Source organism: Streptomyces sp. B5E4 (assembly GCF_039871555.1).
In the GTDB taxonomy this organism is placed as follows: Bacteria; Actinomycetota; Actinomycetes; order Streptomycetales; family Streptomycetaceae; genus Streptomyces.
The window spans coordinates 84953-109503 of sequence record NZ_JBDPMI010000017.1; the positions used below are offsets into that span (position 1 = coordinate 84953).

Sequence of the window (24551 nt, forward strand, 5' to 3'; positions counted from 1 at the left end):
GGCAGCGTCGATCAGGTGGTCCCCCGAGAGCACCAACAACGTCGCCTCTCTCCGGTGCGTCTCTTTTCCCCGAATGGCGTGACCAGCGTGCGCCCCGCACATCCAGAACCGCTGAAGGATCGGTGGAAGAGCAGGCCCCCGTCAGGCGGCGGCGGATCGGCGGAGGCTCACCCGCAGGTAGGCGTCCACGAGCACGGGCACCTCCGCGGCGGGGAAGTCCTCCCCTGCGTACAGCCGCCGGAAGATGACCGGGCCCAGCAGCCGCTCGACCCCCTCGTCCAGGTCGAAGGAGTCGGTGAACCGCCCCTCGGCGGCCGCCCGGCTGAGGATCTCCCGCACCACCTCCGAGCCCTTCTCCCGGCACGAGTCGAGCACCTTGGCGGACGCGGGGTCGACGGGCGGCCGGTCGATGAGCAGCCGCAGCGCGCGATCGCGCGTCGGGTCCTGCAGCATGGTCCGTACCGTCTGCAGCTCCGCGATCAGGTCGTCCCGGAGCCGCCCGGTCGGCACGGCGTGCTCGACCCCGAAGATCTGGGCGAGCACCTCGCGGATCAGGATGGCGGAGTTCGGCCAGTAGCGGTAAAGGGTGGTGCGGCCGACGCCGCTGCGGCCGGCGACCGCGAGGTGGGTCACCGCCGACCAGCCGCCGTCGAGCAGCAGTTCCTGTGCCGCGGTCAGCGCTGCCTGCTGCCTGCCGCTCACCGCCCTGCCGGGGGCGAGATCCCAGTCGGCCGGAGCCGGGACTCGTTCCTGTCTCTCCATCCGCTCCTCCTTCTCGGACCGACTGCCCCGCACAGCGTACGAGTGACAGCACGTCATAGGGGTGGTGACTCAGCGTACGGGCACGGGGGCCGGCTCGACGCCGGGGCGGCGGCACCCGGGCGCCAGCTCACGTGCCGGCTTCCCGGCCGCAGGGCAGCACGGCGGCCACCGCGAAGCCGGGCGCGTGCGGCCGGGCGCCCGCGTTCAGCAACCCGCCCACGCTGCGGGCGCGTTCGCGCATGCCGGCGATGCCGTAGCCCTCGCGCTGCGGGCCCGCCGCCGGCAGCGGCTCCGTGCTGCGGCGGGCCGGTCCTTCGTCGGTGACGGAGACCGACAGCGCCTCCGCCCCCTCGTCGTAACGCACCTCGACCAGCACCCGCACGCCGGGCCCCGCATGCTGTACGGCGTTCGTCAGCGACTGCTGCACGATCCGGTACGCGGCCGCCCCCACCGCCTGCGGCACCTCCCGCTCCGCCGCCACCACCAACTGCACCTGCGCGCCCGCCGACTGCGCCGCCTCGGCCAGCCCGTCGAGTCCCGCGAGCCCCGGCAGCGGCCCGGTGGCGTCCGTGCCGCCGTCGCCGGCGCGCAGGACCTGCAGCGTCGTACGCAGCTCCGCGCGGGCGTGCCGGCAGGTGCCGGCGATCCCGTCCAGCGCCTCGGCGACGGCCTTGCGGTCGAGCCGGTCCGGGTCGGAGACGAGGAGATGGGCGGCGACGGAGGTCTGCACGCCGATCAGCGTGATGCTGTGCGCCAGCAGGTCGTGCAGGTCGCGGGCGATGCGCAGCCGCTCTTCGACGACGCGCCTGGCGGCGGTCTCCTCCCGGGTGCGTTCGGCCCGTTCGGCCCGTTCGACGATCGCGGAGAGGTAGTTGCGGTGCACCCGCGCGGCCTCGCCGAAGAGGGCGACGGCGATGATCCAGCCGGAGATCCGCAGCATGTCCATGGCGCGGCTCATGTCGACCGTCGTCAGCAGCCCCATCAGCGCGGCGAGCAGCCCGCCCACGACCAGCGCGGTCCGCAGCCGGGGCCCGGCGAAGGCGAGGGAGTAGACGACGACGACGGTGGCGGGCACCGGCGCATGGTGGACGTTCTGCAGTGCGTGGTACGGGAGTTGCAGGGCGATCACCGCCGCGAAGGTCTGCATCGGCGCCGGCCGCCGCCACGCCAGCGCGCCGCAGGTGGCGATCAGCAGCACCCAGCCCACCGCGTCCGGCCGGTGGGCGCCCTCCTCGACGTCCGCCAGGAGCGCGAGCCCCGCCGACATCGCCGCCACGGCCACCGCGAGCGCCATGTCCCTGCGGAGGGGCATCACGAACCGCCTCTGTACCGAAAACGGTGACGGCATGCGGTTCTTCCTCACCCGGACGGCCCGGTCGTGTCGTCGCGGGGAGGCCCGGGGCGACGGTGGAAGCCCCGCCGGGCGGCCCTTGGGGGGCGCCGCCCGGCGGGGCGGGGACCGCGGGTTCCGGCCGGGGGAACCGGAGCCCGCAGGCTGGTGGGTTGAGCACCGCGACGGCCGCGGGCCGCCGCCCGTCGCGGACCCGGCCGGGGGGAGCGGGCCCGCACAGGCGGCGGACGCGCCGCCGCTTCCGTTCACCTCCCCCACCCGTTCGGGGCGACTGCTGGTCCTGTGCTGGTACGTATCCAGCGTCCCGGCAGCCCGCCCCGGTGTCCTCGCTCGCGCGACCGAGACCGGCGCTACTGCCCGGGGCGATCCGGCCCGGCCGCTACTCCCGCGGGAGTAGCCGCTGGTAGTAGCGGCCGGGCCAGGTCAGCCGCCGGGTGTGAGCTTGGCGGTCATCACGACGTGCGCGCCCACGCCCTCGATGACGAACTCCGCGCCGCGCACCTCGAAGCCGTGCCTGAGGTAGAACCCGGCCGCCGACGTACGGGCGTTGCACCAGACCAGGTGCGCGTCGCGGGCCGCCGACTCGGTGAGGCCCGCGGCGAGCACGGCGACGCCGTAGCCCTGCCCGCGGGCTGCGGGAGCGCTGGCCATGCCGCGGAAGCGGTAGGCGGGGGTGTCGTCGCCGGGAAGGAGTGCGGGGCAGAAGGAGACGCAGGCCGCGAGCGCGCCCTGCGCGTCGTACGCCGCGAGGTGGAAGGCGCCGGGCGCGGTGTCCTCCGCGAACTCCGCCTCGGCGGGCGGGCGTTGGGGCAGCAGCACGGAGTGGCGCAGTGCGGGGATCTCGGCGACGTCGACCCGGGCGGTGCGGATCGCCATGCGCCGAGGACAGGCCCGGCCCGGCGGGCTCCCGCGCCGGGCGGGGACTGCCCGTACGGCGAAGGACCCGCCGTACGCGCCGAAGGGCCCGCGGCCGCCGGCTCGGCGGTCGCGGGCCCGGCGCGGCTCCCTACGCGATCAGGTCCCCCAGCGGCACCGCCGGGTCGGCCAGGCGCTCCGCGTCGACCTGCGCGCCGGAGCGGATCACGTTCTGGATGCCCTCGGTGACGTCCCACACGTTCATGTTCATGCCCGCGAGTACCCGGCCCTCCTTGAGCCAGAAGGCGATGAACTCCCGCCGTCCCACGTCCCCGCGGCACACCACCTGGTCGTACGACCCGGGCGGCGCGTACCCCGAGTACTCCAGGCCCATGTCGTACTGGTCGGAGAAGAAGTACGGCAGCCGGTCGTACGTCACGTCCTGCCCGAGCATGGCGCGGGCCGCGGCCGGGCCGCCGCCCCGCGCGTTCGCCCAGTGCTCGACCCGCAGCCGGGCGCCGCCGGCGGCGTGGGAGACAGCGGCGGGGTGAGGGAAGGAGGCGACGTCGCCGGTGGCGTAGACGTCCGGGTCGGAGGTGCGCAGCGAGGCGTCGGTGGCGATGCCGCCGCCCTCTTCGCGTGGCGCGACGTCGAGCCCGGCGGCCTCGGCGAGCGCGGTGCGCGGGGCGGCGCCGATGGCGGCCAGCACGTCGTGCGCCGGGTGCTCCTCGCCGTCGTCGGTGAGCGCGGCCAGCACCATGCCGTCCTTGCCGGTGATCGCCGTGAGCCGGGCGCCGAAGTGGAACTTCACGCCGTGCTCGCTGTGCAGGTCGACGAAGACCTGGCCGATCTCCGGGCCGAGCACCCCGTGCAGCGGCGTGGGCGACGGCTCGACGATGGTGACCTCCGCCCCGTACGTGCGCGCCGCCGCGGCGACCTCCAGGCCGATCCAGCCGGCGCCGGCGATGACGAGCTGGCCGTTGTCCCGGCCGAGGGCGGCGAGGACGCCGCGCAGCAGTTCGGCGTGGGCGAGGCGGCGCAGGTGGTGGACGCCGGCGAGGTCGGTGCCGGGGATGTCGAGCCGGCGCGGCTCGGCGCCGGTGGCCAGGAGCAGCTTGTCGTAGTGCACCCGGGTGCCGTCGCCGAGGGTCACGGTCTTCGCGGCACGGTCCAGCGCGGTGACGGTCTGGCCGAGGTGCAGCTCGACCTCCGCCTCCGCGTACCAGCCGGACGGCTGCGCGAAGACGCTGTCGCGCTCTTCCTTGCCGAGGAGGTAGCCCTTGGACAGCGGCGGTCGCTCGTACGGGTGGTCGCGCTCGTCGCCGATGAGGATGACCCGGCCGGTGAACCCTTCCGATCGCAGCGTCTCTGCTGCTTTCGCACCGGCCAGTCCTCCACCGACGATGACGAACGTCTGATCTGCGTCGACCACTTCACGCCTCCTAGCTCCCTGGCCCCGACCATCCATTTTGCCGTGTCCTCGGCTGCGTTGCCGACACCGCGAGCCTCCCGCACCGAGGCGTGGGGGCGGAAGGGGGAGGCGCGCCAGGGCTGCGTGGCCGGGCGGGGTGCGGGTGGGGACGGACGGGACGCACCGCGCTCTCGCGGCAGCGGCGGTGCCGGGGCGGGTGGTGGGAGAACGGGCTGGTGGGGGCGGTGATGGGCGGGCACGGGGGCGGGGCGGGACCCCGGTGCGCGACCGGGGGCGCTCCCGGCCCCCCGCCCGCCCCCGCGCCCGACGACGCGCCGGTGGCCGGATCTCGCCGTTCACCCCGGCGGCGGTCGTGGCACGGGGGGTGGGCTGCTGCTTCGTACGGCGCGCGCCGGTGCCCGCCGCCGGTCCGCAACGACGTGCGCGGCCGTCGCGTGCAGGACGCGCGCGGCCGTTCCCGTACGGCGTGTGCCGCCGTCTCCGTACGGCTCCCCGGCCCTACCCCGTCAGCCGCGCGTGCAGCCGCCGCGCCGCCGCATCCGTCAGCGCCGCGATCTGGTCCACCACCGCCCGCAGCCGCCCCGCGTCGTCCGCCGCCTCTTCGTGGAGCGCCCGGAACTGCGGGTCCAGGCCCGCCGGCGCCCCCGCCGTCAGCGCCTGGGCCAGCTCCCCCAGCACCACCCGCTGGTCCGCGCGCAGCCGCGCCTGGTCGGGACGCTGCATCACGAACCGGTCCGCGACCGCCTTGAGCACCGCGCACTCCAGCCGCTCCGCCGGCGGCACGATCAGCTCGGCGGCGTAGCGCCACAGCGGCCCGGTGCCGTACGCGGCCCGCGTGGCGCCCTCGGCGGCGAGGCAGAAGCGGCCGATGAGCTGGCTGGTGGCGTCCTTGAGGCGGGCCTGCGCGGCGGCGGTGCCGTCGTAGCCGTGCGGCCACCACTCCTGGGCGAGCAGCCGGTCGAGCGCCTCGGCGAGTTCCGCGGCGTCCGTGCCCGGGGCGTACCGCCCGGCGGCGACGGCGAAGACCTCGGCGCGTTCGGGCCCGGCGAGCAGCACCGCGGGGTCGAAGTGGCCGGCGTGCAGGCCGTCCTCGACGTCGTGCACGGAGTACGCCACGTCGTCGGACCAGTCCATGACCTGTGCCTCGAAGCAGGTGCGGCCCGCGGGCCCGCCCGGCGCGCCCGCGCGCAGCCAGTCGAAGACGGGCACGTCGTCGGGGTACACGCCGAACTTCACCGCGTCCGGGCCCGCCGGGTGGCCGCCGCGCGGCCAGGGGTATTTGGTGGCGGCGTCCAGGGCCGCCCGGGTGAGGTTCAGCCCGACGGACCGGCCGTCGTCGGTGAACCGCTTGGGCTCCAGCCGGGTGAGCAGCCGCAGCGACTGCGCGTTGCCCTCGAAGCCGCCGCAGGGCGCGGCCAGCTCGTCGAGCACCTGCTCGCCGTTGTGCCCGAACGGCGGGTGGCCGAGGTCGTGGGCCAGGCACGCGGTCTCGACGAGGTCGGGGTCGCAGCCGAGTGCGGCGCCCAGCTCGCGGCCGACCTGGGCGCACTCCAGCGAGTGCGTGAGCCGGGTGCGGGGCGTGGCGTCGGCGAAGGTCAGGGCTCCGGCGTCCCCGTCGCCGCCGGCGCCGGGCGTGACCACCTGGGTCTTGCCCGCGAGCCGGCGCAGCGCGGCGGAGTGCAGCACCCGGGCGCGGTCGCGCTGGAAGGCGGTGCGGCCGGGGCGCTTGTCGGGCTCGGGGGCCCAGCGTTCGAGGTCGGCGTCGGTGTACCCCATGGACGGAACGGTAGCCGGGGCGGTGCGCGGGGGTTCGGGCGGTACGGGCCGGACGCCCGGTTCGTACCCGATGGCGCCCCCGGTACGTACCGGGCCGGGCCTCCGGTATACGTACCGGGACCGTGCCCCCGCACCCTCCCTACGCCGCCACCTCCGCGATCCGCGCCTCGTAAGCCGGCACCGCCACCTCCTCGTCGTCCAGGCACCGCCCCGTCGCCAGGTCGAACCGCTGCTTCAGCAGCGGCGACGCCACGAACGGCCGGCTCCCCCGGGACGAGGGCGCCGACCCCAGCAGCCCCCGCGACAACACGTACGCGCCGGTGAACGGGTCGCGGTTGCCGATCGCGTAGACGTCGCCGGTGCGGCCGAGGAAGACCGCGGTCTGCGTGCCGTCCGGCAGCAGCGCCGCGACGCCGCGGCCGTGGGTGAGCAGGCCGAGGTCGCACACCGGGTGCCAGCCGGCCGCGGTGCGGATCTCGACGCGCAGCACGGTCGGCGCGGGCGCGTACCCCGTCGTGGTCATGCGGATGCTCCTTCCAGCGTCCCGCGCACCGGGATGGCGGGGCCTGACAGCAGGGTGAGGTCGGGCTTGACCTGGTCGCGCTCGGGGACGAACCGCACGGTGGGGTCCGGCACGCCCGGCGCGTTGACGAACGAGACGAAGCGCGCCAGCCGTTCGGGGTCGGCCAGGGTGGCGGCCCACTCGTCGCGGTAGTGCGCGACGTGCGCGGCCATCTGCTCCTCCAGCTCGGCGCCGATCCCGAGCGAGTCGGCGACGACGACGTCCCGCAGGTGGCCGAGGCCGCCCTCCAGCCGCTCCAGCCAGACCGACGTGCGCTCCAGCCGGTCGGCGGTGCGGATGTAGAACATCAGGAACCGGTCGACGAGCCGGATCAGCTCGTCGTCGGAGAGGTCCTGGGCGAGCAGGTCGGCGTGGCGCGGGGTGGCGCCGCCGTTGCCGCAGACGTACAGGTTCCAGCCGCCTGCGGTCGCGATGACGCCGAAGTCCTTGCCCTGCGCCTCCGCGCACTCGCGCGAGCAGCCGGAGACCGCGGCCTTCAGCTTGTGCGGGGAGCGCAGCCCGCGGTAGCGCAGCTCCAGGTCGATGGCCATGCGGACGCTGTCCTGCACGCCGTAGCGGCACCAGGTCGATCCCACGCAGGACTTGACCGTACGCAGCGCCTTGCCGTAGGCGTGCCCGGACTCGAACCCGGCGTCGACCAGCCGGGCCCAGATGGCGGGGAGCTGGTCGACGCGGGCGCCGAAGAGGTCGATGCGCTGGCCGCCGGTGATCTTCGTGTAGAGCCCGAAGTCGCGCGCCACCTCGCCGAGCACGATCAGCTTGTCGGGGGTGATCTCGCCGCCGGGCACGCGCGGGACGACGGAGTACGAGCCGTTGCGCTGGAGGTTGGCGAGGAAGTGGTCGTTGGTGTCCTGCAAGGCGCCCTGTTCGCCGTCGAGGACGTAGCCGGCGGCGCCGATGACGGGCGCGAGCGAGGCGAAGATCGACGCGACGGCCGGCTTGCACACCTCGCAGCCGTCGCCGCTGCGGGCCTCCTCGCGGCCGTGCTCGTCGAGGAGGCGGACGTAGGAGCTGATGCGCTTGACACGGACGATCTCGTACAGCTCGGTCCTGGTGTGGGCGAAGCAGCGGCACAGGCCCTTGTCGACGGCGACGCCGCGGGCGGTCAGCTCGTCGTTGACCAGTGCGGTGAGGACCTTCTCGCAGGAGCCGCAGCCGGATCCCGCGCGGGTGCACTTCTCCACCTCGCGCGCGGTGGTGCAGTCGTGGTCGGCGACGGCGCCGCGGATGGCCGCCTTGGTGACGTTGTGGCAGTTGCAGACGACGGCGTCGTCGGGGAGCGCGGCGGGCCCGAGGGCGGCGGGGGCGCCGGCGCCCGGCGGCAGCACCAACTGCTCGGGCGGCACGGGCGGCACGCTGCCGGTGAGCGGGCGGAGCATGCCGTACGCGTCGGTGTCGCCGACGAGGACGCCGCCGAGGAGGGTGCCGTCGCGGGCGACGACGAGCTTCTTGTAGAGGCCGGCGCGGGAGTCTGAGTAGACGACGTCGAGGCAGTCGTCGGCGGTACCGAGGGCGTCGCCGAAGGAGGCGACGCCGACGCCGAGGAGCTTGAGCTTGGTGGAGGTGTCGGCGCCGGTGAAGGTCTTGGAGGCGGCGGCGGGCGCCCGTCGGGCGGCGATCGCGGCGGCGGCGGTCTCGGCCATCTCGTACCCGGGTGCCACCAGCCCGTACACCCGGCCGTCCGCGGCCTGCGCGCACTCGCCGATGGCGAAGACCGCGGGGTCGGAGGTCCGGCACCGCTCGTCCACGGCGACGCCGCCGCGCTCGCCGACGTCCAGGCCCGCCTCGCGGGCCAGCCGGTCCCGGGGGCGTACGCCCGCGGAGAAGACCACGAGGTCCGCGGCGACGGCCGAGCCGTCCGACAGCTCCATCGCGCTCACCGCGCCCGCGGCGTCGGTGCGGATCTCCTTCCCCGCGACCCCGGTGTGCACGTCGAGCCCCAGGTCACCGATGGTGCGGCGCAGCGCGGCGCCGCCGCCGTCGTCGACCTGGACGGGCATGAGCCGCGGCGCGAACTCCACGATGTGCGTCCGCAGCCCCAGCCCGCGCAGCGCCCCCGCCGCTTCGAGGCCGAGCAGCCCGCCGCCGACGACGACGCCGGCGGTGGCGCCCTGCGCGTACGCCTCGATGGCCAGGACGTCCTCGATGGTGCGGTAGACGAAGCAGCCGCGGGCGTCCTTGCCGGGGACGGGCGGGACGAAGGGATACGAGCCGGTGGCCAGCACCAGCACGTCGTACGTGACGGTGCGTCCTGCGGCGGAGGTGACGGTGCGCGCGGCGCGGTCGACGGTGACGGCGGGGTCGCCGACGTGGAGTTCGATGCCGTGCTCGGCCAGGAATCCGTCGGGGGTGACGGAGAGCCCGTCGGGCGTGGTGCCGGAGAAGTAGGAGGTGAGGTGCATGCGGTCGTAGGCGGGGCGGGGCTCTTCGCAGAAGACGACGACGCGGTGGGTGTCGGTGACGCCGTGCTCGGCGAGGGCTTCGAGGAAGCGCTGCCCGACCATGCCGTGCCCGACGAGGACGAGGGTGCGGGGCGCCTGCGGCGGCTGCGGGGCCGGCGGCGTGCGGGTGGTCGTCGACATCGTCAGGAGCCTCCGAGGTGGTCGGTGAGCAGGTGGTGCAGCGGGGCACCGGCGGGCAGCGGGGCGTCGCCCTCCCAGGTCCGGGCGAGGGTGCCGACCGCGCCGAGGTCGCCGAGGAGGATGCCGCCGACGAGGCGGTCGGCGCGGACGACGACCTTGCGGTAGACGCGGCGGGTGGCGTCGGCGAGATGCACGACGTCGTCGCCGGGCGCGGGCTCGGTCACGCCGAAGGCGGCGAGGTCGAGGGGGGTGTCGGCGGCGGCGAGGGTGAGGCGGGTGAGGGCGCGGGTGCCGGCGTAGCGGTGTGGTGGGGTACCGGCGCCGGTGAGGATGCGGGCGAGGACGTCGGCCTGTTCGAGAGCGGGGGCGGCGAGGCAGTAGAGGACCCGGGCGTGCTCGGCACAGTCGCCGATGGCGTGCACGGCGGGATCGGAGGTACGGAGTTCGTCGTCCACGACGACGCCCGCGCCGACGTCGAGCCCGGCGGCCCTGGCGAGCCCGACGCGGGGCCGGACACCGCAGGCGAGGACGACGAGGCGGGCGTCGAGGACGTACCCGTCGGCGAGTTCGACCCCGGTGACGGAGCGGACGGTGCCGCTCGGAGCTCCGGGAGCCGAACGGACCGGAGGGCTCACCGCACCGGACGCCGGGGCGGCGGCAGCGCGGGCCGTTGCCGCGGGCGCGGCGGAGCCGTCGCCACGGGCGCCACGGACCGCAGTCGGCGGCGTACGACCCGGGTCCGGCGGCACCGCGCTCGTGCGGACGCCCCGTACCCGGCACTCCGTGTGCACCTCCACGCCCAGCTCCTCCAGGTGCGCCCGCAGCAGCCGGGCCGCGGTCGCGTCGAGGTGCCGTTCCATCAGGCGCTCCCCCTGCTGCGCCAGCACCACCCGCACCCCCCGCAGCGCCAGCGCCCGGGCCGCCGAGACCCCGAGCAGCCCGCCGCCCACGACGACGGCCGCCGTGCCGCGCGCCGCCGCGCCGGCCAGCGCGAGGCAGTCGTCCATCGTGCGGAAGGCGTGCACCCCCGCCGGCAGCCGCCCGCCCGTACCGTCGAACAGCCCTCGCAGCGGCGGCAGCACCGGCGCCGCGCCCGTGGCCAGGACCAGTACGTCGTACGGCACCGCCCGCCCGTCGTCGCACTGCACCCGGCGCGCGGCGCGGTCGACGCGCACCGCGCGCACGCCCCGCAGCGCGGCGACCGCCGGGGCCGGGGGGAGGTCGGGGAGGCGGATGACGTCCGGCGCGTAGTGTCCGGCGAGGACGTCGGCGAGCAGCACCCTGTTGTACGGGGCGTGCGGCTCCTCCCCGACGACCGTCACCCGCGCCCCGGCACCGGCGAGCTGCCGGGCGAGCCGCGTACCGGCCATGCCGCCGCCGACGATCACGACGCGACGCCCCTCGGCGGGGCCTGCGGCTGCGGGTACGGACGGGTTCATACGCCCACCCTGGGGCGGGGCCGTTACCCCACCGCATCCCCCCGGTTTCCGCCGCGCAACGCTGCCCTCAGCACCCCCCGGACGGCACTGTGAGCGCCGGGCGCCGCGCACGCGGTCGTCACGAGGGGCCGGCGCCCGGGGAGGGCTCCGCTCCCGGCAGACGTACATGACCGGCCGACGCGCGGCGGCGCGCCTGCGTGGCGATGCGCGACCGGTCCGCGTCCCGGCCGGCCACGCGCGGAGGGAGAGCGACCGACGCGCACCGGCCCGATCGCCGCCACATCCCCCCGCCGACTCCCCCTCGGGCCCGCCGGCTACCGCGCCGCGGCCACCGCCTCGTCCACGCCCCGCTCCCGCGGGCCCAGGTAGCGGGGGTCCGGCGTGAACGCCGCGTCGTACGCCGCCTTCACCGCACCGGGGATCTCCCGCAGCCCGCCGTAGTACCAGGCGCCGCGCCGGGGCTCGTCCACCCCGACCCCGTACGCGTCGATGCCCGCCGCCCGGCACAGGGCCAGCGCCCGGCGGATGTGGAAGCCCTGGCTGACGAGCAGCGCCCGGTCGACGCCGAAGACGCGGTGGGCGCGGGCGCAGGAGTCCCAGGTGTCGAAGCCGGCGTGGTCGCGGACGACGGCGTCGGCGGGGACACCGAGGCCGACGAGGTAGCGCCGCATGGCGGTGGGCTCGTTGTAGTCGCGAGTGCTGTTGTCGCCGCTGACCAGGATGGCGTCGACCTTGCCGAGTGCGTACAGCTCGGCGGCGGTGTCGAGCCGGTGCGCAAGGTACGGGGACGGCTCCTCGCCCCACAGCCCGGCGCCGAAGACCAGGGCCACCGGCGCGCGCGGCGCCCGCTCGGCGGCCACGACGCGGTCGCCGGCGGCGACGAACAGCCACGCCGAGGGCAGCAGGGCCAGGACGCACGCCAGCACCGCGACGCGCAGCGCCCGCCGCCGCCCGCCCCGGGTCCGCGGCCACCGCGGCCGCACAGCGGACCGCAGCCCCCGCCCCCGTACCGCGCGCCCCGGCAGCGCCGCCCACCGCCGCGCCCACGCGTCCGGAAGCCTCTCCCGTACGCGCGACGCCACCCGTATCGCCCGGTCCCCCCACAGAATCCCCATGAAGAACTCCCCTCCCACCCCGTGAACGAAGCCGCCGGGAGCCCCGGTTCCACCCCGCCTCCCGGACGCCTCCCCGCCGGGGGTTACGCTCGCCCGACCATGCCCGACATACCCCTGTTGACCCTGGTCATGCTGTGTGTCGCCGCCGCCGCCGCGGGCTGGATCGACGCCGTGGTCGGCGGCGGCGGGCTGCTGTTGCTGCCCGCGCTGCTCGTCGGATATCCGCATCTGCAGCCCGCGTATCTGCTCGGTACGAACAAGGCCGTGGCCATCGTCGGCACCTCCGCCGCGGCGGTGACGTACGCCCGCAGGTCCCCCGTGGACGTGCGGCTCGCCGTGCGCATCGGGGCGGCGGCGCTCGCCGGCTCCGCGCTGGGGGCGTTCTTCGCGGCCGGCGTCAGCAGCGACGTCCTGCGGCCGGTGATCATGGTGGTGCTGCTCGCGGTGCTCGTGTTCGTCGCGCTGCGCCCGTCGTTCGGCACGGACGCCCCCGCGACCGGCCCGGTGACACCGCGCCGGGTCGCCGCCGCGGTGGCGGTCGCGGGGCTGGGCATCGGCTTCTACGACGGGCTGATAGGCCCGGGTACGGGCACGTTCCTGGTGCTCGCGCTGACGGCCGTGCTCCGGATGAACCTGGTCCAGGCGTCCGCCACCGCCAAGATCGTCAACGTCTGCACCAACTTCGGCGCCCTGGTGATGTTCTCGGTCCAGGGCACGGTCCTGTGGTCGCTGGCCGCGCTGCTGGCGGTCTTCAACCTGGGCGGCGGCTGGCTCGGCGCGCACATGGCGCTGAAGAGGGGCAGCGGCTTCGTCCGCGGGGTCCTGGTCGTCACGGTCGTCGGTCTGGTCGCCAAGCTCGCCTACGATCAGTGGTCATGACGGACTTCCTGACAGTGCTCACGACGACGGACGCCCGCGAGAAGGCCGACACGCTGGCCCGCGGGGCGGTGGAGGCGAGGCTGGCGGCGTGCGCGCAGGTGAGCGCAGCGGTCACGTCGATCTACCGCTGGGAGGGCGCGGTCGAGGAGACCCGGGAGTGGCAGGTGCTGCTCAAGACGACGACCGCGCGCTACGCGGAGCTGGAGACCCACCTGCGCGAGGCGCACGACTACGACGAGCCGGAGATCATCGCCACCCCGGTGACCCACGGCAGCCCGGGGTATCTGACATGGGTGGAGCGGGAGACGACGGCCTGACGCCGCGTACGCGACGCACCCCGCTACTCCCCCGCACGCTCCACCCGCACCGCGCACACCTTGAACTCCGGCATCCGCGACACCGGGTCCAGGGCCGGGTTCGTCACCGTGTTCACCCGCCCCGCGCCCGGCCAGTGGAACGGCATGAACACCGTGTCCGGCCTGATCGCCGTGGTGATCCGCGCCGGCGCCACGGCCCGGCCGCGTCGGGAGAGAACCGCGACCGGGTCGCCCTCGTCGGCGCCCACGCGGGCGGCCAGCTCCGGGTGCATCTGCACGTACGGCCCCGGTGAGGCCGCGTTCAGCTCGCTCACCCGGCGCGTCTGGGCGCCCGACTGGTACTGGGCGAGTACCCGGCCCGTCGTCAGCCACACCGGGTATTCCGCGTCCGTCTCCTCGGCCGCGGGCCGGTGCTGCACCCCCGCGAACCGCGCCCGGCCGTCCGGCGTCGCGAACCGGTCGAGGAACATCCGCGGCGCCGGCTCGCCGCCCTCCGGGCACGGCCAGAACACGCCGCCCTCCGCCTCGATCCGCGCGTAGGTGATCCCCGAGTAGTCCGCCTTCCCCCCGGCCGACGCGCGCCGCAGCTCCGCGAAGACCTCCTCCGCCGCCACGGGGAACCCCGCCGCCCGCGCCGGCGCCAGCCGCTCGGCGAGGCCGCGCAGCACGTCGAGGTCGCCGCGTACGCCCGGCGGCGGGTCGGCGGCGCGGCGGCGCAGCAGCACCCGGCCCTCCAGGTTCGTGAGCGTGCCGGTCTCCTCGGCCCACTGCGCCACGGGCATAACGACGTCCGCGAGCGCCGCCGTCTCCGACAGCACCACGTCCGCGACCGCCAGGAAGTCCAGCGAACGCAGCCGCTGCTCGACGTGCGCGGCGTGCGGCGCGGAGACCACCGGGTTGGAGCCCATGAGCAGCAGCGCCCGTACCCCGTCGGGCCCCGGGGCGCCGAGGGCGTCGAGCAGTTCGTACGCGCTGCGCCCGGGGCCCGGGAGCGTGGCGGGGTCGACGCCCCAGACGGCGGCGACGTGGGCGCGGGCGGCGGGGTCGGTGAGCAGCCGGTAGCCGGGGAGCTGGTCGGCCTTCTGGCCGTGTTCGCGGCCGCCCTGCCCGTTGCCCTGGCCGGTGAGGCAGCCGTAGCCGGAGTAGGGGCGGCCGGGGCGGCCGGTGGCCAGGCACAGGTCGATCCACGCGCCGACCGTGTCGGTGCCCTTGGCCTGCTGCTCGGGGCCGCGGGCGGTGAGGACCATGGCCGCCTCGGGCTCGCAGAACAGCGCGACGGCCCGGCGCAGTTGCGGTACGGGCACGCCGGTGATCCGCTCGACCAGCTCCGGCCAGTGGGCCATGGCGGCGGCGCGGGCGGCGGGCCAGCCGGTGGTGCGTGCGGCGATGTAGGCGTCGTCGGTGCGGCCTTCGGCGATCACGAGGTGCAGCAGCCCGAGGGCGAGCGCGAGGTCGGTGCCGGGGCGGGGGGCGAGGTGCAGGTCGGCCTGCTCGGCGGTGCGGGTGCGGCGCGGGTCGACGACGACGAGGGTGCCGCCGCCCGCCCGCAGCTCGGTGAAGTAGCGCAGGGCCGGCGGCATGGTCTCGGCGGGGTTGGCGCCGACGAGGATCACGCAGCCGGTGCGGGGGATGTCGGCGAGAGGGAAGGGCAGGCCGCGGTCGAGCCCGAAGGCGCGGTTGCCCGCTGCGGCGGCGGACGACATGCAGAAGCGGCCGTTGTAGTCGATCTGGGAGGTGCCGAGGACGACGCGGGCGAACTTGCCGAGCGCGTACGCCTTCTCGTTGGTCAGCCCGCCGCCGCCGAAGACCCCCACGGCGTCCGCCCCGTGCCCCTCCCGGGCCCGTGCGAGCCCGGCGGCGACGCGGTCGAGCGCCTCGGGCCAGGAGGCGGGGCGCAGCGGTGCGGCGGGGTCGTCGGGGTCCGCCCGTACGAGGGGCCGGGTCAGACGGGCGGCGGAGACGAGGACGGCGGGCGCGGTACGGCCCTTGCCGCACAGGGCACCGCGGTTGACGTCGAACGCCGGGCGCTCCCGTACGTCGAGCCCGCCGTCGCCGGCGGCCGGTGCGAGCGTCATGCCGCACTGGAGGGAGCAGTAGGGGCAGTGGGTGTCGACGGTCATGGAGTGAGGGTGCGGGACGGATGTCACCCCCGGTGGACGGGGGTATTACGGGAGGGGTTCGCCGTCCTCAGCGCCGGGGGCGTGGGGGCGTGAGCAGCCGTCAACAAGGCGACGCGATGCCGAAACGGAGCCGCAACGGCGGTGGGTCAGGCTCACGCCATGACGACCGCGGCAGAGCTGATGAGCAGGATCACCGCCGAGCTGAGCACGGGTCTTGCGGCGGCGGGCCGGGGACGCGGACGCCCGACGCTGGTGGCGGTGGCGCACGGGAGCCGGGATCCGGCGGCGGCGCGTACGGTACGGGCGCTGCTGGCGGCGGTACGGGCGCTGCGCCCGGGGCTGCGGGTGCGGCTGGGGCACGTGGAACTGAACGAACCGCTGCTGCGGGACACCCTGGAGACGCTGACGGGCGACGCGGTCCTGGTGCCGCTGCTCTTCGGCCGGGGCCACCACGTGACGCGCGACATTCCGGGTGCGGTGCGGGCGGCGGGGGAACGCGACGGTGCCGCCCGCGTCGCCGCTCCCCTCGGCCCTCATCCCCTGCTCGCCGCCGCCCTCGCCGAGCGCCTGGCGCAAGCCGGGTGGCGCGGCGGCGACGGGGTCGTGCTCGCCGCCGCCGGGTCGCGGGCCGCCCGGTCGGCGGCCGACACCGCGGCCACCGCCGCGCTGCTCGCCGACCGGCTCGGGGTGCCCGTGCTGCCCGCGTACGCCTCCGCCGCCGCGCCGACCGTCGCGGAGGCGGCCCGTGCCCTCGCCGCCCGGGGCTGCCGCCGTATCGGCGTGGCCTGCTGCTTCACGGCGCCCGGCCTCTTCGCACACCGCACCGCCGCCGACGCCCGCGCCCTCGGCCTCCCCGTCGCGGCGCCGCTCGGCCCGCACCCGGCGCTGGCGCGGCTCGTCCTCCACCGCTACGACGGGGAACTCGCCGCCTTCGGCACCCCGACCGGTACCCCGGCCCGCACCGTGCCGGACGCGGATCTCCCCCTCGGCCTGCGGCGATAAAGACCCGATAAAAGCTCCATAGGCGCGGCCTCCGCTGAGCCTCACGGGGCCGGCCAGGGCCCTCGACAACGCCCGGATCTTCAGCGAGTTCAAGAACGAGGACCGCACCGCCCTCCGGGTCCTCACCACGGCCCTGCGCAGGCACGGGCCCGGCGCGCCGCCCGTGGACGTGGCCCGCACGCCGGCCACCCTGATCGAGCTGGCCACCGCCCTGGAGGAAACCGAGGGCGTCGGCGAACGGCGCCGCCGGCTGGGCGCCCTCGACCTCACCGACGCCGAACGCCACCGGGCCGTGGAGGGTCTGCGCAACGCCGAAGCCCTCCGCCTGTGGCACACCGGTACGGACACGGACGGGGGCGGCTGACCCGCTCTGACGTCCGGGCGCGGACCGCGCCGCTGAGGGGGGCGCCCGTCCGACCGGCGGCATTTGCGGCGTTTCCCGCTCCCTCGCACCCGGTGATGGCGGCCGGCGGTCAGCTCTGCGTAACCGGACTGTTGCCGCTCCGTCAACCTCGCAGTTCTATGGTGCACAGGCGGCCCGCGGGCGGCTGTCCCGGGCTCCCCCACCTCAAGGAGTGGATGGTCGTGGAGCGCCGTTCTTTCCTGCGCGGAGCGGTCGTCGGCGGATCGGCGGCGGCCTTCGGCGGCAGTCTGTGGAGGGGATCCGCCGCGGCCGATCCCGCGCAGCCGGGGGCCGGCCCCTACGGGGCGCCGGGCGGGGCGGACGGGAACGGGATCCGGCTGCCGCAGGGCTTCACCAGCCGGGTCGTGGCGCGCTCCGGGCAGCAGGTGGCCGGTACGTCGTACACCTGGCACCCCGCGCCGGACGGCGGCGCCTGCTTCGCGGACGGCGACGGCTGGATCTACGTCTCCAACTCCGAGGTCACCCCCTCCGGCGGCGCCGGCTCGATCCGCTTCACCGCCGCCGGCGAGGTGGCGGGCGCGTACCGCGTCCTGTCGGGGACCCGGCAGAACTGCGCGGGCGGCAAGACGCCGTGGGACACCTGGCTGTCGTGCGAGGAGGTCGACCGCGGCTACGTCTACGAGACCGATCCCCGGGGCGCCAGGGCCGCGGTCCGGCGCGACGCGATGGGCCGCTTCACGCACGAGGCGGCCGCCGCGGACCCCGAGCGGCAGGTCGTCTATCTGACGGAGGACGTCTCGGACGGCTGCTTCTACCGCTTCCGGCCCACCACGTGGGGCTCGCTCTCCGCCGGCACCCTGGAGGTGCTGCGGATGGGCTCGGGCACCTCGGGCCCGGTGACGTGGGCGCCGGTGCCGGACCCGAGCGGCGCGTCCACGGCGACGCGGAACCAGGTGGCGGGCGCCAAGCGGTTCGACGGCGGCGAGGGCTGCCACTACGCGAGCGAGAGCGGCACCTGCTGGTTCACGACGAAGGGCGACGGCCGCGTGTGGCAGTACGACGCGGCGGCGCAGACCCTGGAGCTGGCGTACGACGACTCCCTCGTCTCCGGCACCGCCCCGCTCACCGGCGTCGACAACGTCACCGGCAGCCGCTCCGGCGACCTCTACGTCGCCGAGGACGGCGGCACCATGGAGATCTGCCTCATCACCCCGGACGACGTCGTCACCCCGTTCCTGCGCGTGGACGGCCAGGGCGGCTCGGAGATCACGGGCCCTGCCTTCACCCCGGACGGCACGCGCCTGTACTTCTCCAGCCAGCGCGGCACCACGGGCAGTTCCTCGGGCGGCATCACCTACGAGATAACGGGCCCGTTCCGCACCTGAGCCCGCGTGCCCCCGCCCCCGTCACCGGGGGTTCTGCCACAGCCGTACGGCGCGGTCCTTGCGATCGGCGCCCGCGATCAGCTTCCCGTCCCGGCTGAACGTCACCTCCTCGATCAGGCCCTTGCCCTTCCCGTCCTCCTCGCCGCTCACCAGCCGCGCGCTCGGCCTGCCGCGGGCGACGTTCCACAGCAGCACGCCGCCGCCGCTTTCCGAGGTGGTGGCGAGCGTCTTCCCGTCGGGGCTGAACTCCAGGTCGGCGACGGTGGTGAGGTACTCGTTGCGCAGCGTCGCCTTCTTCCGGCCGGTGCTCACGTCCCACAGCCACACCTCGCCGTCGGGGTAGCCGACGGCGAGGGTCTGGCCGTCCGGGCCGCCGAACGCCACGGCCGTCGCATTCCACGGCTGCTTGAGGACCCTGGCGGGGTCCCCCTGGCCGTACGGCTCCGGATCGCGGCCGGCGACGTCCCAGAGCTGGGTCGTGTCGCTCCGGCCGGCGCGGTTCTCGGAGTCGTCGCCCACGGAGGCCAGCGTCTTGCCGTCCGGGCTGAAGGCGATGGCCGTGACCTCGTGCTCGTGGTCGAAGTACGCGGCGACGTCGTCACCGCGCTCGGCGGGGTCGAACAGGTACACCGAGCCCGTCCTGCTGCCGATCGCGAGCAGCTTGCCGTCCGGGGAGAACGCCACGTTCTCGCCGCCCATGTGCAGGTAGTTGAGCCACCGCCGCCCCGCCACGTCGAACAGGCCGGTCCCGCCGGTGCCGGTGCCGGTGGCGAGCAGCTTGCCGTCGGGGCTGAACTCGACGCCGGCCACGGGGGGCACGAGGTTGCTGACGGTGTTCTTCTGGGTGACGACGTCGCTCTGCTTGCGGCGGGCGACGTCCCAGAACCGGATCTTGCCGTCCTCACCCCCGGTGACCAGCGTCTTGCCGTCGGGGCTGAAGTCGATGCCGGCGGGGCCCGGGGCGCGGGCGGGGAAGGCGAGGCTGCCGGTGGGCTCGTACGTCTTGTACGGCGAACTCGGCTGCTGCCGCTTGTCGGAGCCGGACGAGGGCAGGAGGACGGCGACCAGGACGACGATGAGGATGACGGCGCCGGCCCCGCCGAGCAGCAGGGCCAGGGACACGGGGCCGGTACGGGTGCCGGGGTCCGGGGGCGGGGGCACGGGCGGGGCCGCGGTGGCGGTCCGGGTCAGGGCGTCCGGGTCCGGGGCGGCGGGCGCCGGGCCGTGCGCGTCCGGGGCACCCGGCACGGTGGCGTCGGGCGCGGTGGCGTTCGGCGCGGTACGGGGGTGCGGCACGTCGACGACGGTCGCCGCACGCCCGCGACCGGCCCCCTCTCCGTCTCCTTGACCGTCGCCCGCCGCCCGGCGGCACATCTCGATGACCTCGGCGGGCGTCGGCCGCCGCTCCGGGTCCTTCGCCAGACAGGCCGCGGCGACGGCCCGTACCGGCTCGGGACTGCCGTCGAGGTCGGGCTCCTGCTCCAGGACCCGGTAGACCACGCCGTGGTCCGTACCGCCGCCGAAGGCGTGCCCGCCGGTGGCGGCGAAGTGGGCGACGCCGCCGAGGGCGAAGATGTCGCCGGCCTCGGTGACGGTCTGCCCCCGGATGTACTCCGGCGCCATGTAGGCGGGCGTGCCGGTGCGGACGCCGGTGGCGGTCACGGCGGTGACGTCCGCGGCCCGCGCGATGCCGAAGTCGATGACCTTGGGCCCGTCGGCGGTCAGCAGGATGTTGGAGGGCTTGAGGTCGCGGTGGACGACGTCGGCGGCGTGGATGGACTGCAGCGCCTCGGCCACCCTGGCGATCAGCGCCAGCGCCGCGTCGGCCGGCAGCGGCCCGCTCGCGGCGACGGCGTGCTGGAGGGAGGGCCCGGGCACGTACGCGGTGGCGAGCCAGGGCTCGTCCGCCTGGAGGTCGGCGTCGACCACGGGCACGGTGTAGAGGCCCTGCACCCGCCGGGCGGCGGCGACTTCCTGCGCGAAGCGGGTGCGGAACGCCGCGTCGCCCGCGTACTCGCGGTGGACGAGCTTGACCGCCACGGCGCTGCCCGCCGGCGTACGCCCCAGATACACGCGGCCCATGCCGCCCGCGCCGAGCACGGCCTCCAGCCGGTAGGGACCGGCCACGGCGGGGTCGCCGGCCCCCAGCGGCAGATGCGGCGGCGCGGCCGTGGGCCATCCCGCCTCCCCCGCACGGGCACGCGGCACGGCCGGCTCGTCCGGTCGGGACATGGTCCCCCTCACCCCCCGGCGGTCTTCCGACCACCTCGCCTGGTCCCGGACCCGCCACCCGCGGCCCCGTTAGCGCGAGCGACAGCGTAACGAACCCGTGTGCGCCCGACACCAACGGCGAGGGCCGGCGCCCCCGCACGGGCGCCGACCGTGCGGTGAGCGGCGCCGTCCCGCTCGACAGGCGGGCGGAATCCGCCGCGTATACGGTGATCGGGGGTGTCCTTTTCGCGGGGCCGCGGGGCCGCGGGGCCGCGGGGCCCGTGCGCGCGACCGCTCCGGGCGGGCTGTCGCATGGTCGACGGAAGGTGGCCCATGAAGATCGCAGTCATCGGCGGTACCGGCCTGATCGGGTCGCAGGTCGTGAAGAAGCTCGACGCCGCCGGACACGAGGCCGTGCCGCACGCGCCGTCCACGGGCGTGGACGTGATCACCGGCGAGGGGCTGGCGGAAGCGCTGGCCGGCGCCGACGTCGTCGTCAACCTGACGAACTCCCCGACGTTCGACGACGCCTCCCAGGCGTTCTTCCGGACCTCGATGGACAACATCCTGGCCGCGAGCCGGGACGCCGGGGTGGGGCACGCCGTCATCCTGTCGATCGTCGGCGTCGACCTGGTGCCCGACCTGGGCTACTACCGGGCCAAGGCCCTCCAGGAGGAGATCCTCAGGGCCGGCCCGGTCCCGTACTCCGTCGTCCGCGCCACCCAGTTCATGGAGTTCGTGCAGCCGACCTTGGGCATGACCACCGAGGGCGACACCGTCCGCCTCCCGGCCACCCCGGTCCAGCCGATCGCCGCCCAGGACGTCTCCGACGCGGTCGCCGGCGTCGCCGCGGGCGCTCCCCTGAACGGCACGCTGAACATCGCAGGTCCGGACGTCTTCCCCCTCGACGAGCTGGGCCGGATCACCCTGGACGCCCGCCCCGACGGCCGCGCCGTCGTCACCGACGAGACCGCCGGCATGTTCGCCCTGGCCCCCGGCGACGCCCTCCTCGCGCCGGCGGACGCCCGCATCGCCCCGACCCGCTACCGCGACTGGCTCGCCTGACCGGCCGCCGGAAGGCCCGGTGCGAGGGGCGGCGCCCCCGCACGGGCGCCGCCCCTCTGGGAACCGGTCTGCCGTCGGGTGAGGGTCAGGGCAACGCCGACGGTGGCCGGGGGTTCGGACGGCCGGTTACGCCTTCCCGCCGCTCTTGGCGCCGCGGGCAGGCTTGCCGTTCGGGGAGGTCCCGTGCTGTGCCGCCCCGTTCGCCGCCGCCCGCGCCGCCTCCAGCCGGGCCACCGGGATGCGGAACGGGCTGCACGAGACGTAGTCAAGACCCACGTCGTGGAAGAAGTGCACCGACTCCGGGTCGCCGCCGTGCTCCCCGCACACGCCCAGCTTCAGGTCGGGACGCGTCGCCCGGCCCGCCTTCGCCGCGTCGCGGACCAGCGCGCCGACGCCGTCCTTGTCGATCGTCTCGAACGGGGAGACGCCGAAGATGCCCTTCTCCAGGTACGCGGTGAAGAAGCTCGCCTCCACGTCGTCGCGCGAGAAGCCCCAGACGGTCTGCGTCAGGTCGTTGGTGCCGAAGGAGAAGAAGTCCGCCGACTCCGCGATCTGGCCCGCCGTCAGCGCCGCCCGCGGCAGCTCGATCATCGTGCCCAGCGACAGCTTCAGCTCCACGCCCCGCGAGGCCTCCACCTCGGCGATGACGGCTTCGGCCTCGTCGCGTACCAGCTCCAGCTCCTGCACCGTGCCCACCAGCGGAATCATGATCTCCGCCCGCGGGTCGCCCTTGGCCTCCAGACGCTGCGCCGCCGCCTCCGCGATGGCCCGTACCTGCATCGTGAACAGCCCCGGGATCACCAGCCCGAGGCGCACGCCGCGCAGGCCCAGCATCGGGTTCTGCTCGTGCAGCCGGTGGACGGCCTGGAGCAGCCGCAGGTCGTTCTCGTTGTGGTCCTTGCGCGACTCGGCGAGCGCGACCCGCACCGACAGCTCCGTGATGTCCGGCAGGAACTCGTGCAGCGGCGGGTCCAGCAGCCGCACCGTGACCGGCAGGCCGTCCATCACCTCGAAGAGCTGCACGAAGTCCCGCTGCTGGTGCGGCAGCAGCTCCTTCAGCGCCGCGTCCCGCTCGTCCTCGGTGTCGGCGAGGATCAGCCGCTCGACCAGCTCGCGCCGCTCGCCGAGGAACATGTGCTCGGTGCGGCACAGCCCGATGCCCTGCGCGCCGAAGCGGCGGGCGCGGGCGGCGTCGTCGAAGTTGTCGGCGTTGGCCCGGACACGCAGCCGGCGGATGCGGTCGGCGTACGACATGAGGCGGTGCACGGCGACGACGAGTTCGTCGGCGTCCTCGGCGCCGGCGTGCATGCGGCCCTCGAAGTACTCCACGACCGGCGACGGCACGACCGGCACCCGGCCGCGGTAGACCTTGCCGCTGGAGCCGTCGATGGACACGACGTCGCCCTCGTCGATGACCTCGCCGCCGGGCGCGGTCAGTTGCCGCCGCTTGGTGTCGACCTCCAGCGCCTCCGCGCCGCACACGCACGTCTTGCCCATGCCGCGGGCGACGACGGCCGCGTGCGAGGTCTTGCCGCCGCGGGAGGTGAGGATGCCCTCGGCGGCGATCATGCCGTCGAGGTCGTCGGGGTTGGTCTCGCGGCGGATGAGGATGACCTTCTCGCCGGAGCGCGACCACTTCACGGCCGTGTAGGAGTCGAAGACCGCCTTGCCGACGGCGGCGCCCGGCGAGGCGGCGATGCCGCGGGCGAGCAGGTCGCCCTTGTGGCCGTTGTCGAACCTCGGGAACATGAGCTGCGCCAACTGCGCCCCGGTGACGCGCTGCAGCGCCTCGGCCTCGGTGATCAGCCCCTGGTCGACGAGCTGCACGGCGATACGGAACGCCGCCGCCGCGGTGCGCTTGCCGACCCGCGTCTGCAGCATCCACAGCTTGCCGCGCTCGATGGTGAACTCGATGTCGCACAGGTCGCGGTAGTGCGTCTCCAGCGTCTCCATGATCCGCATCAGCTCGTCGTAGGACTTCTCGTCGAGGTCCTGGAGCTTGGCGAGCGGCACGGTGTTGCGGATGCCGGCGACGACGTCCTCGCCCTGCGCGTTCTGCAGGTAGTCGCCGTAGACGCCCTGCTGGCCGCTGGCGGGGTCGCGGGTGAAGGCGACGCCGGTGCCGGAGTCGCGGCCGAGGTTGCCGAAGACCATGGAGCAGATGTTGACGGCGGTGCCGAGGTCGCCGGCGATGCGCTCCTGGCGGCGGTAGAGCTTGGCGCGCTCGCCGTTCCAGCTCTCGAAGACGGCCCGTACGGCCAGGTCCATCTGCTCGCGCGGGTCCTGCGGGAAGGGCCGGCCGGTCTCCCGGGCGACGATGTCCTTGAACGTGCCGACGAGGGCTTCGAGGTCGGCGGCGTCCAGCTCGACGTCGGTGGCGACGCCCTTGGCGCGCCGGGCGTCCTCGAAGGCGCTCTCGAACAGCTCGCCGTCGATGCCCTGCACGGTGTTGCCGAACATCTGGATGAGACGGCGGTAGGAGTCCCAGGCGAACCGCTCGTCGCCGGCCTGGGCGGCGAGTCCCGGCAGGCAGGCGTCGGAGAGGCCGATGTTGAGGACGGTGTCCATCATGCCGGGCATGGAGAACTTGGCGCCAGAGCGTACGGAGACCAGCAGCGGGTCGTCGGCCTGGCCGAGCTTCTTGCCCATGCGCCGTTCGAGGGCGTCGAGGTGGGCGCTGACCTCGTCGCGCAGGGCCGGGGGCTCGGCGCCGCCGGCGAGGTAGACCTTGCAGGCGTCGGTGGTGATGGTGAAGCCCGGCGGGACGGGCAGGCCGAGGTTGGTCATCTCGGCGAGGTTGGCGCCTTTGCCGCCGAGGAGGTCCTTGAGGTCCTTGTTGCCCTCGTGGAAGTCGTAGACGAACTTGACCGCGGCCTTGGCGGAGGCGGCCCCTTTCCCCGGGGACCTCTTCGCTGCCTTCTTCTTATCCGGCTTCGTTTCCGGCACGGGATCGACTCCTCGTGTGGGACCCCTGGCGGGGAGCTGCCCTGACGGCGAGGAACATACCCAGATCGAAGGCTCCCGGGGATGAGGCGTTGACGATCACGAGGGGGTTCGGCCCTCACACCTGGGATCCTGTAGGCGACCGGGAGCCGCGCCCCTTCTTCACTTCTTTTAACGACGATCCCGGACGGGCGGGCATCGGCAAGCCGGGAAGGGTCATCCGCGTGACGGGACGCAGTGGTGGCTTCGAGGCGTGAAGGCATGCGGATGGCACTCAGTGCCGCGCATACGAGAGATAACGTCCACATGTGAGCGCTCATTTGAGCGAAAGCCTTATCAGACGTGGGGAGAATCACGCGATCGGGCGCGG

18 protein-coding genes are annotated in these 24551 nt (G+C 75.1%); 6 read left to right on the plus strand and 12 right to left on the minus strand.

Annotated elements, in window-relative coordinates; all coding sequences use genetic code 11:
* Window positions 1-141 precede the first annotated feature (141 nt).
* The 9 genes from ABGA99_RS21825 to ABGA99_RS21865 form a co-directional block, all read right to left on the minus strand.
* Window positions 142-762, minus strand: a complete 621-nt coding sequence (locus ABGA99_RS21825) for a TetR/AcrR family transcriptional regulator (RefSeq protein WP_347583244.1) — start codon at window positions 760-762, stop codon at window positions 142-144.
* Between the two features lie 127 nt (window positions 763-889).
* Complete coding sequence (locus tag ABGA99_RS21830) at window positions 890-2110, minus strand: histidine kinase (protein WP_347583245.1); 1221 nt, start codon at window positions 2108-2110, stop codon at window positions 890-892.
* Between the two features lie 426 nt (window positions 2111-2536).
* A complete protein-coding gene (locus tag ABGA99_RS21835) occupies window positions 2537-2989 on the minus strand; it encodes a GNAT family N-acetyltransferase (RefSeq protein WP_347583246.1) in 453 nt (150 codons plus the stop codon).
* Window positions 2990-3119: 130 nt separating this feature from the next.
* Entirely contained in the window at window positions 3120-4400 is a 1281-nt protein-coding gene (locus ABGA99_RS21840) for an FAD-dependent oxidoreductase (protein ID WP_347583247.1), read from the minus strand.
* A gap of 498 nt (window positions 4401-4898) precedes the next feature.
* A complete protein-coding gene (locus tag ABGA99_RS21845; protein WP_347583248.1) occupies window positions 4899-6176 on the minus strand; it encodes a deoxyguanosinetriphosphate triphosphohydrolase in 1278 nt (425 codons plus the stop codon).
* A gap of 139 nt (window positions 6177-6315) precedes the next feature.
* On the minus strand, window positions 6316-6699 hold the full coding sequence (gene nirD, locus ABGA99_RS21850) for a nitrite reductase small subunit NirD (RefSeq protein ID WP_347577889.1): 384 nt from the start codon (window positions 6697-6699) through the stop codon (window positions 6316-6318).
* Entirely contained in the window at window positions 6696-9341 is a 2646-nt protein-coding gene (gene nirB, locus ABGA99_RS21855) for a nitrite reductase large subunit NirB (RefSeq protein ID WP_347583249.1), read from the minus strand. The genes nirD and nirB overlap by 4 nt, the downstream gene beginning before the upstream one ends.
* 2 nt (window positions 9342-9343) lie before the next feature.
* Complete coding sequence (locus tag ABGA99_RS21860; RefSeq protein WP_347583250.1) at window positions 9344-10780, minus strand: FAD-dependent oxidoreductase; 1437 nt, start codon at window positions 10778-10780, stop codon at window positions 9344-9346.
* 314 nt (window positions 10781-11094) lie between these two features.
* Window positions 11095-11895 carry an ElyC/SanA/YdcF family protein gene (locus ABGA99_RS21865; RefSeq protein ID WP_347577892.1) on the minus strand — a complete coding sequence of 267 codons (801 nt, stop codon included), beginning with the start codon at window positions 11893-11895 and terminating at the stop codon, window positions 11095-11097.
* A 99-nt stretch (window positions 11896-11994) separates the two neighbouring features.
* Here ABGA99_RS21865 and ABGA99_RS21870 point away from each other — a divergent pair, with 99 nt between their 5' ends.
* Together ABGA99_RS21870 and cutA are read left to right on the plus strand one after the other, a co-directional pair.
* Window positions 11995-12774, plus strand: a complete 780-nt coding sequence (locus ABGA99_RS21870) for a TSUP family transporter (protein ID WP_347577893.1) — start codon at window positions 11995-11997, stop codon at window positions 12772-12774.
* Window positions 12771-13091 carry a divalent-cation tolerance protein CutA gene (gene cutA / locus ABGA99_RS21875; protein ID WP_347577894.1) on the plus strand — a complete coding sequence of 107 codons (321 nt, stop codon included), beginning with the start codon at window positions 12771-12773 and terminating at the stop codon, window positions 13089-13091. The genes ABGA99_RS21870 and cutA overlap by 4 nt, the downstream gene beginning before the upstream one ends.
* Before the next feature lie 23 nt (window positions 13092-13114).
* Here cutA and ABGA99_RS21880 read toward each other — a convergent pair whose 3' ends face one another.
* Window positions 13115-15211 (minus strand): molybdopterin oxidoreductase family protein, encoded by a 2097-nt coding sequence (locus tag ABGA99_RS21880; RefSeq protein WP_347583251.1) that lies wholly within the window; start codon window positions 15209-15211, stop codon window positions 13115-13117.
* Window positions 15212-15370: 159 nt separating this feature from the next.
* Between ABGA99_RS21880 and ABGA99_RS21885 the strand changes: the two genes are divergently transcribed.
* From ABGA99_RS21885 to ABGA99_RS21895, 3 genes are all read left to right on the plus strand, one after another.
* On the plus strand, window positions 15371-16213 hold the full coding sequence (locus ABGA99_RS21885; protein WP_347583252.1) for a CbiX/SirB N-terminal domain-containing protein: 843 nt from the start codon (window positions 15371-15373) through the stop codon (window positions 16211-16213).
* A 169-nt stretch (window positions 16214-16382) separates the two neighbouring features.
* The gene (locus ABGA99_RS21890; protein ID WP_347577897.1) at window positions 16383-16577 is read left to right on the plus strand and encodes a hypothetical protein; all 195 of its coding nucleotides are present in this window, start codon (window positions 16383-16385) and stop codon (window positions 16575-16577) included.
* A gap of 221 nt (window positions 16578-16798) precedes the next feature.
* Window positions 16799-17962 carry an alkaline phosphatase PhoX gene (locus tag ABGA99_RS21895; protein ID WP_347583253.1) on the plus strand — a complete coding sequence of 388 codons (1164 nt, stop codon included), beginning with the start codon at window positions 16799-16801 and terminating at the stop codon, window positions 17960-17962.
* A gap of 21 nt (window positions 17963-17983) precedes the next feature.
* On the opposite strand, the gene ABGA99_RS21900 is transcribed toward ABGA99_RS21895, so the two are convergent.
* Complete coding sequence (locus tag ABGA99_RS21900) at window positions 17984-20194, minus strand: serine/threonine-protein kinase (RefSeq protein WP_347583254.1); 2211 nt, start codon at window positions 20192-20194, stop codon at window positions 17984-17986.
* 312 nt (window positions 20195-20506) lie between these two features.
* Here ABGA99_RS21900 and ABGA99_RS21905 point away from each other — a divergent pair, with 312 nt between their 5' ends.
* Window positions 20507-21238: an NAD(P)H-binding protein gene (locus ABGA99_RS21905; protein ID WP_347583255.1), complete on the plus strand. Its 732-nt coding sequence runs from the start codon at window positions 20507-20509 to the stop codon at window positions 21236-21238.
* A gap of 126 nt (window positions 21239-21364) precedes the next feature.
* Here the strand turns inward: ABGA99_RS21905 and ppdK are convergent, their stop codons facing one another.
* Window positions 21365-24184, minus strand: coding sequence for a pyruvate, phosphate dikinase (ppdK, locus tag ABGA99_RS21910; protein ID WP_347583256.1), 2820 nt, complete (start codon window positions 24182-24184; stop codon window positions 21365-21367).
* Window positions 24185-24551 lie beyond the last annotated feature (367 nt).

Coding starts and splice junctions, on each gene's coding strand:
- ABGA99_RS21885 (WP_347583252.1), top strand. CDS start 15,371: ATGACGACCGCGGCAGAGCTGATGAGCAGGATCACCGCCGAGCTGAGC.
- ABGA99_RS21900 (WP_347583254.1), bottom strand. CDS start 20,194: ATGTCCCGACCGGACGAGCCGGCCGTGCCGCGTGCCCGTGCGGGGGAG.
- ABGA99_RS21860 (WP_347583250.1), bottom strand. CDS start 10,780: ATGAACCCGTCCGTACCCGCAGCCGCAGGCCCCGCCGAGGGGCGTCGC.
- ABGA99_RS21845 (WP_347583248.1), bottom strand. CDS start 6,176: ATGGGGTACACCGACGCCGACCTCGAACGCTGGGCCCCCGAGCCCGAC.
- ABGA99_RS21825 (WP_347583244.1), bottom strand. CDS start 762: ATGGAGAGACAGGAACGAGTCCCGGCTCCGGCCGACTGGGATCTCGCC.
- ABGA99_RS21870 (WP_347577893.1), top strand. CDS start 11,995: ATGCCCGACATACCCCTGTTGACCCTGGTCATGCTGTGTGTCGCCGCC.
- ABGA99_RS21830 (WP_347583245.1), bottom strand. CDS start 2,110: ATGCCGTCACCGTTTTCGGTACAGAGGCGGTTCGTGATGCCCCTCCGC.
- cutA (WP_347577894.1), top strand. CDS start 12,771: ATGACGGACTTCCTGACAGTGCTCACGACGACGGACGCCCGCGAGAAG.
- nirD (WP_347577889.1), bottom strand. CDS start 6,699: ATGACCACGACGGGGTACGCGCCCGCGCCGACCGTGCTGCGCGTCGAG.
- nirB (WP_347583249.1), bottom strand. CDS start 9,341: ATGTCGACGACCACCCGCACGCCGCCGGCCCCGCAGCCGCCGCAGGCG.
- ABGA99_RS21880 (WP_347583251.1), bottom strand. CDS start 15,211: ATGACCGTCGACACCCACTGCCCCTACTGCTCCCTCCAGTGCGGCATG.
- ABGA99_RS21865 (WP_347577892.1), bottom strand. CDS start 11,895: ATGGGGATTCTGTGGGGGGACCGGGCGATACGGGTGGCGTCGCGCGTA.
- ABGA99_RS21905 (WP_347583255.1), top strand. CDS start 20,507: ATGAAGATCGCAGTCATCGGCGGTACCGGCCTGATCGGGTCGCAGGTC.
- ABGA99_RS21835 (WP_347583246.1), bottom strand. CDS start 2,989: ATGGCGATCCGCACCGCCCGGGTCGACGTCGCCGAGATCCCCGCACTG.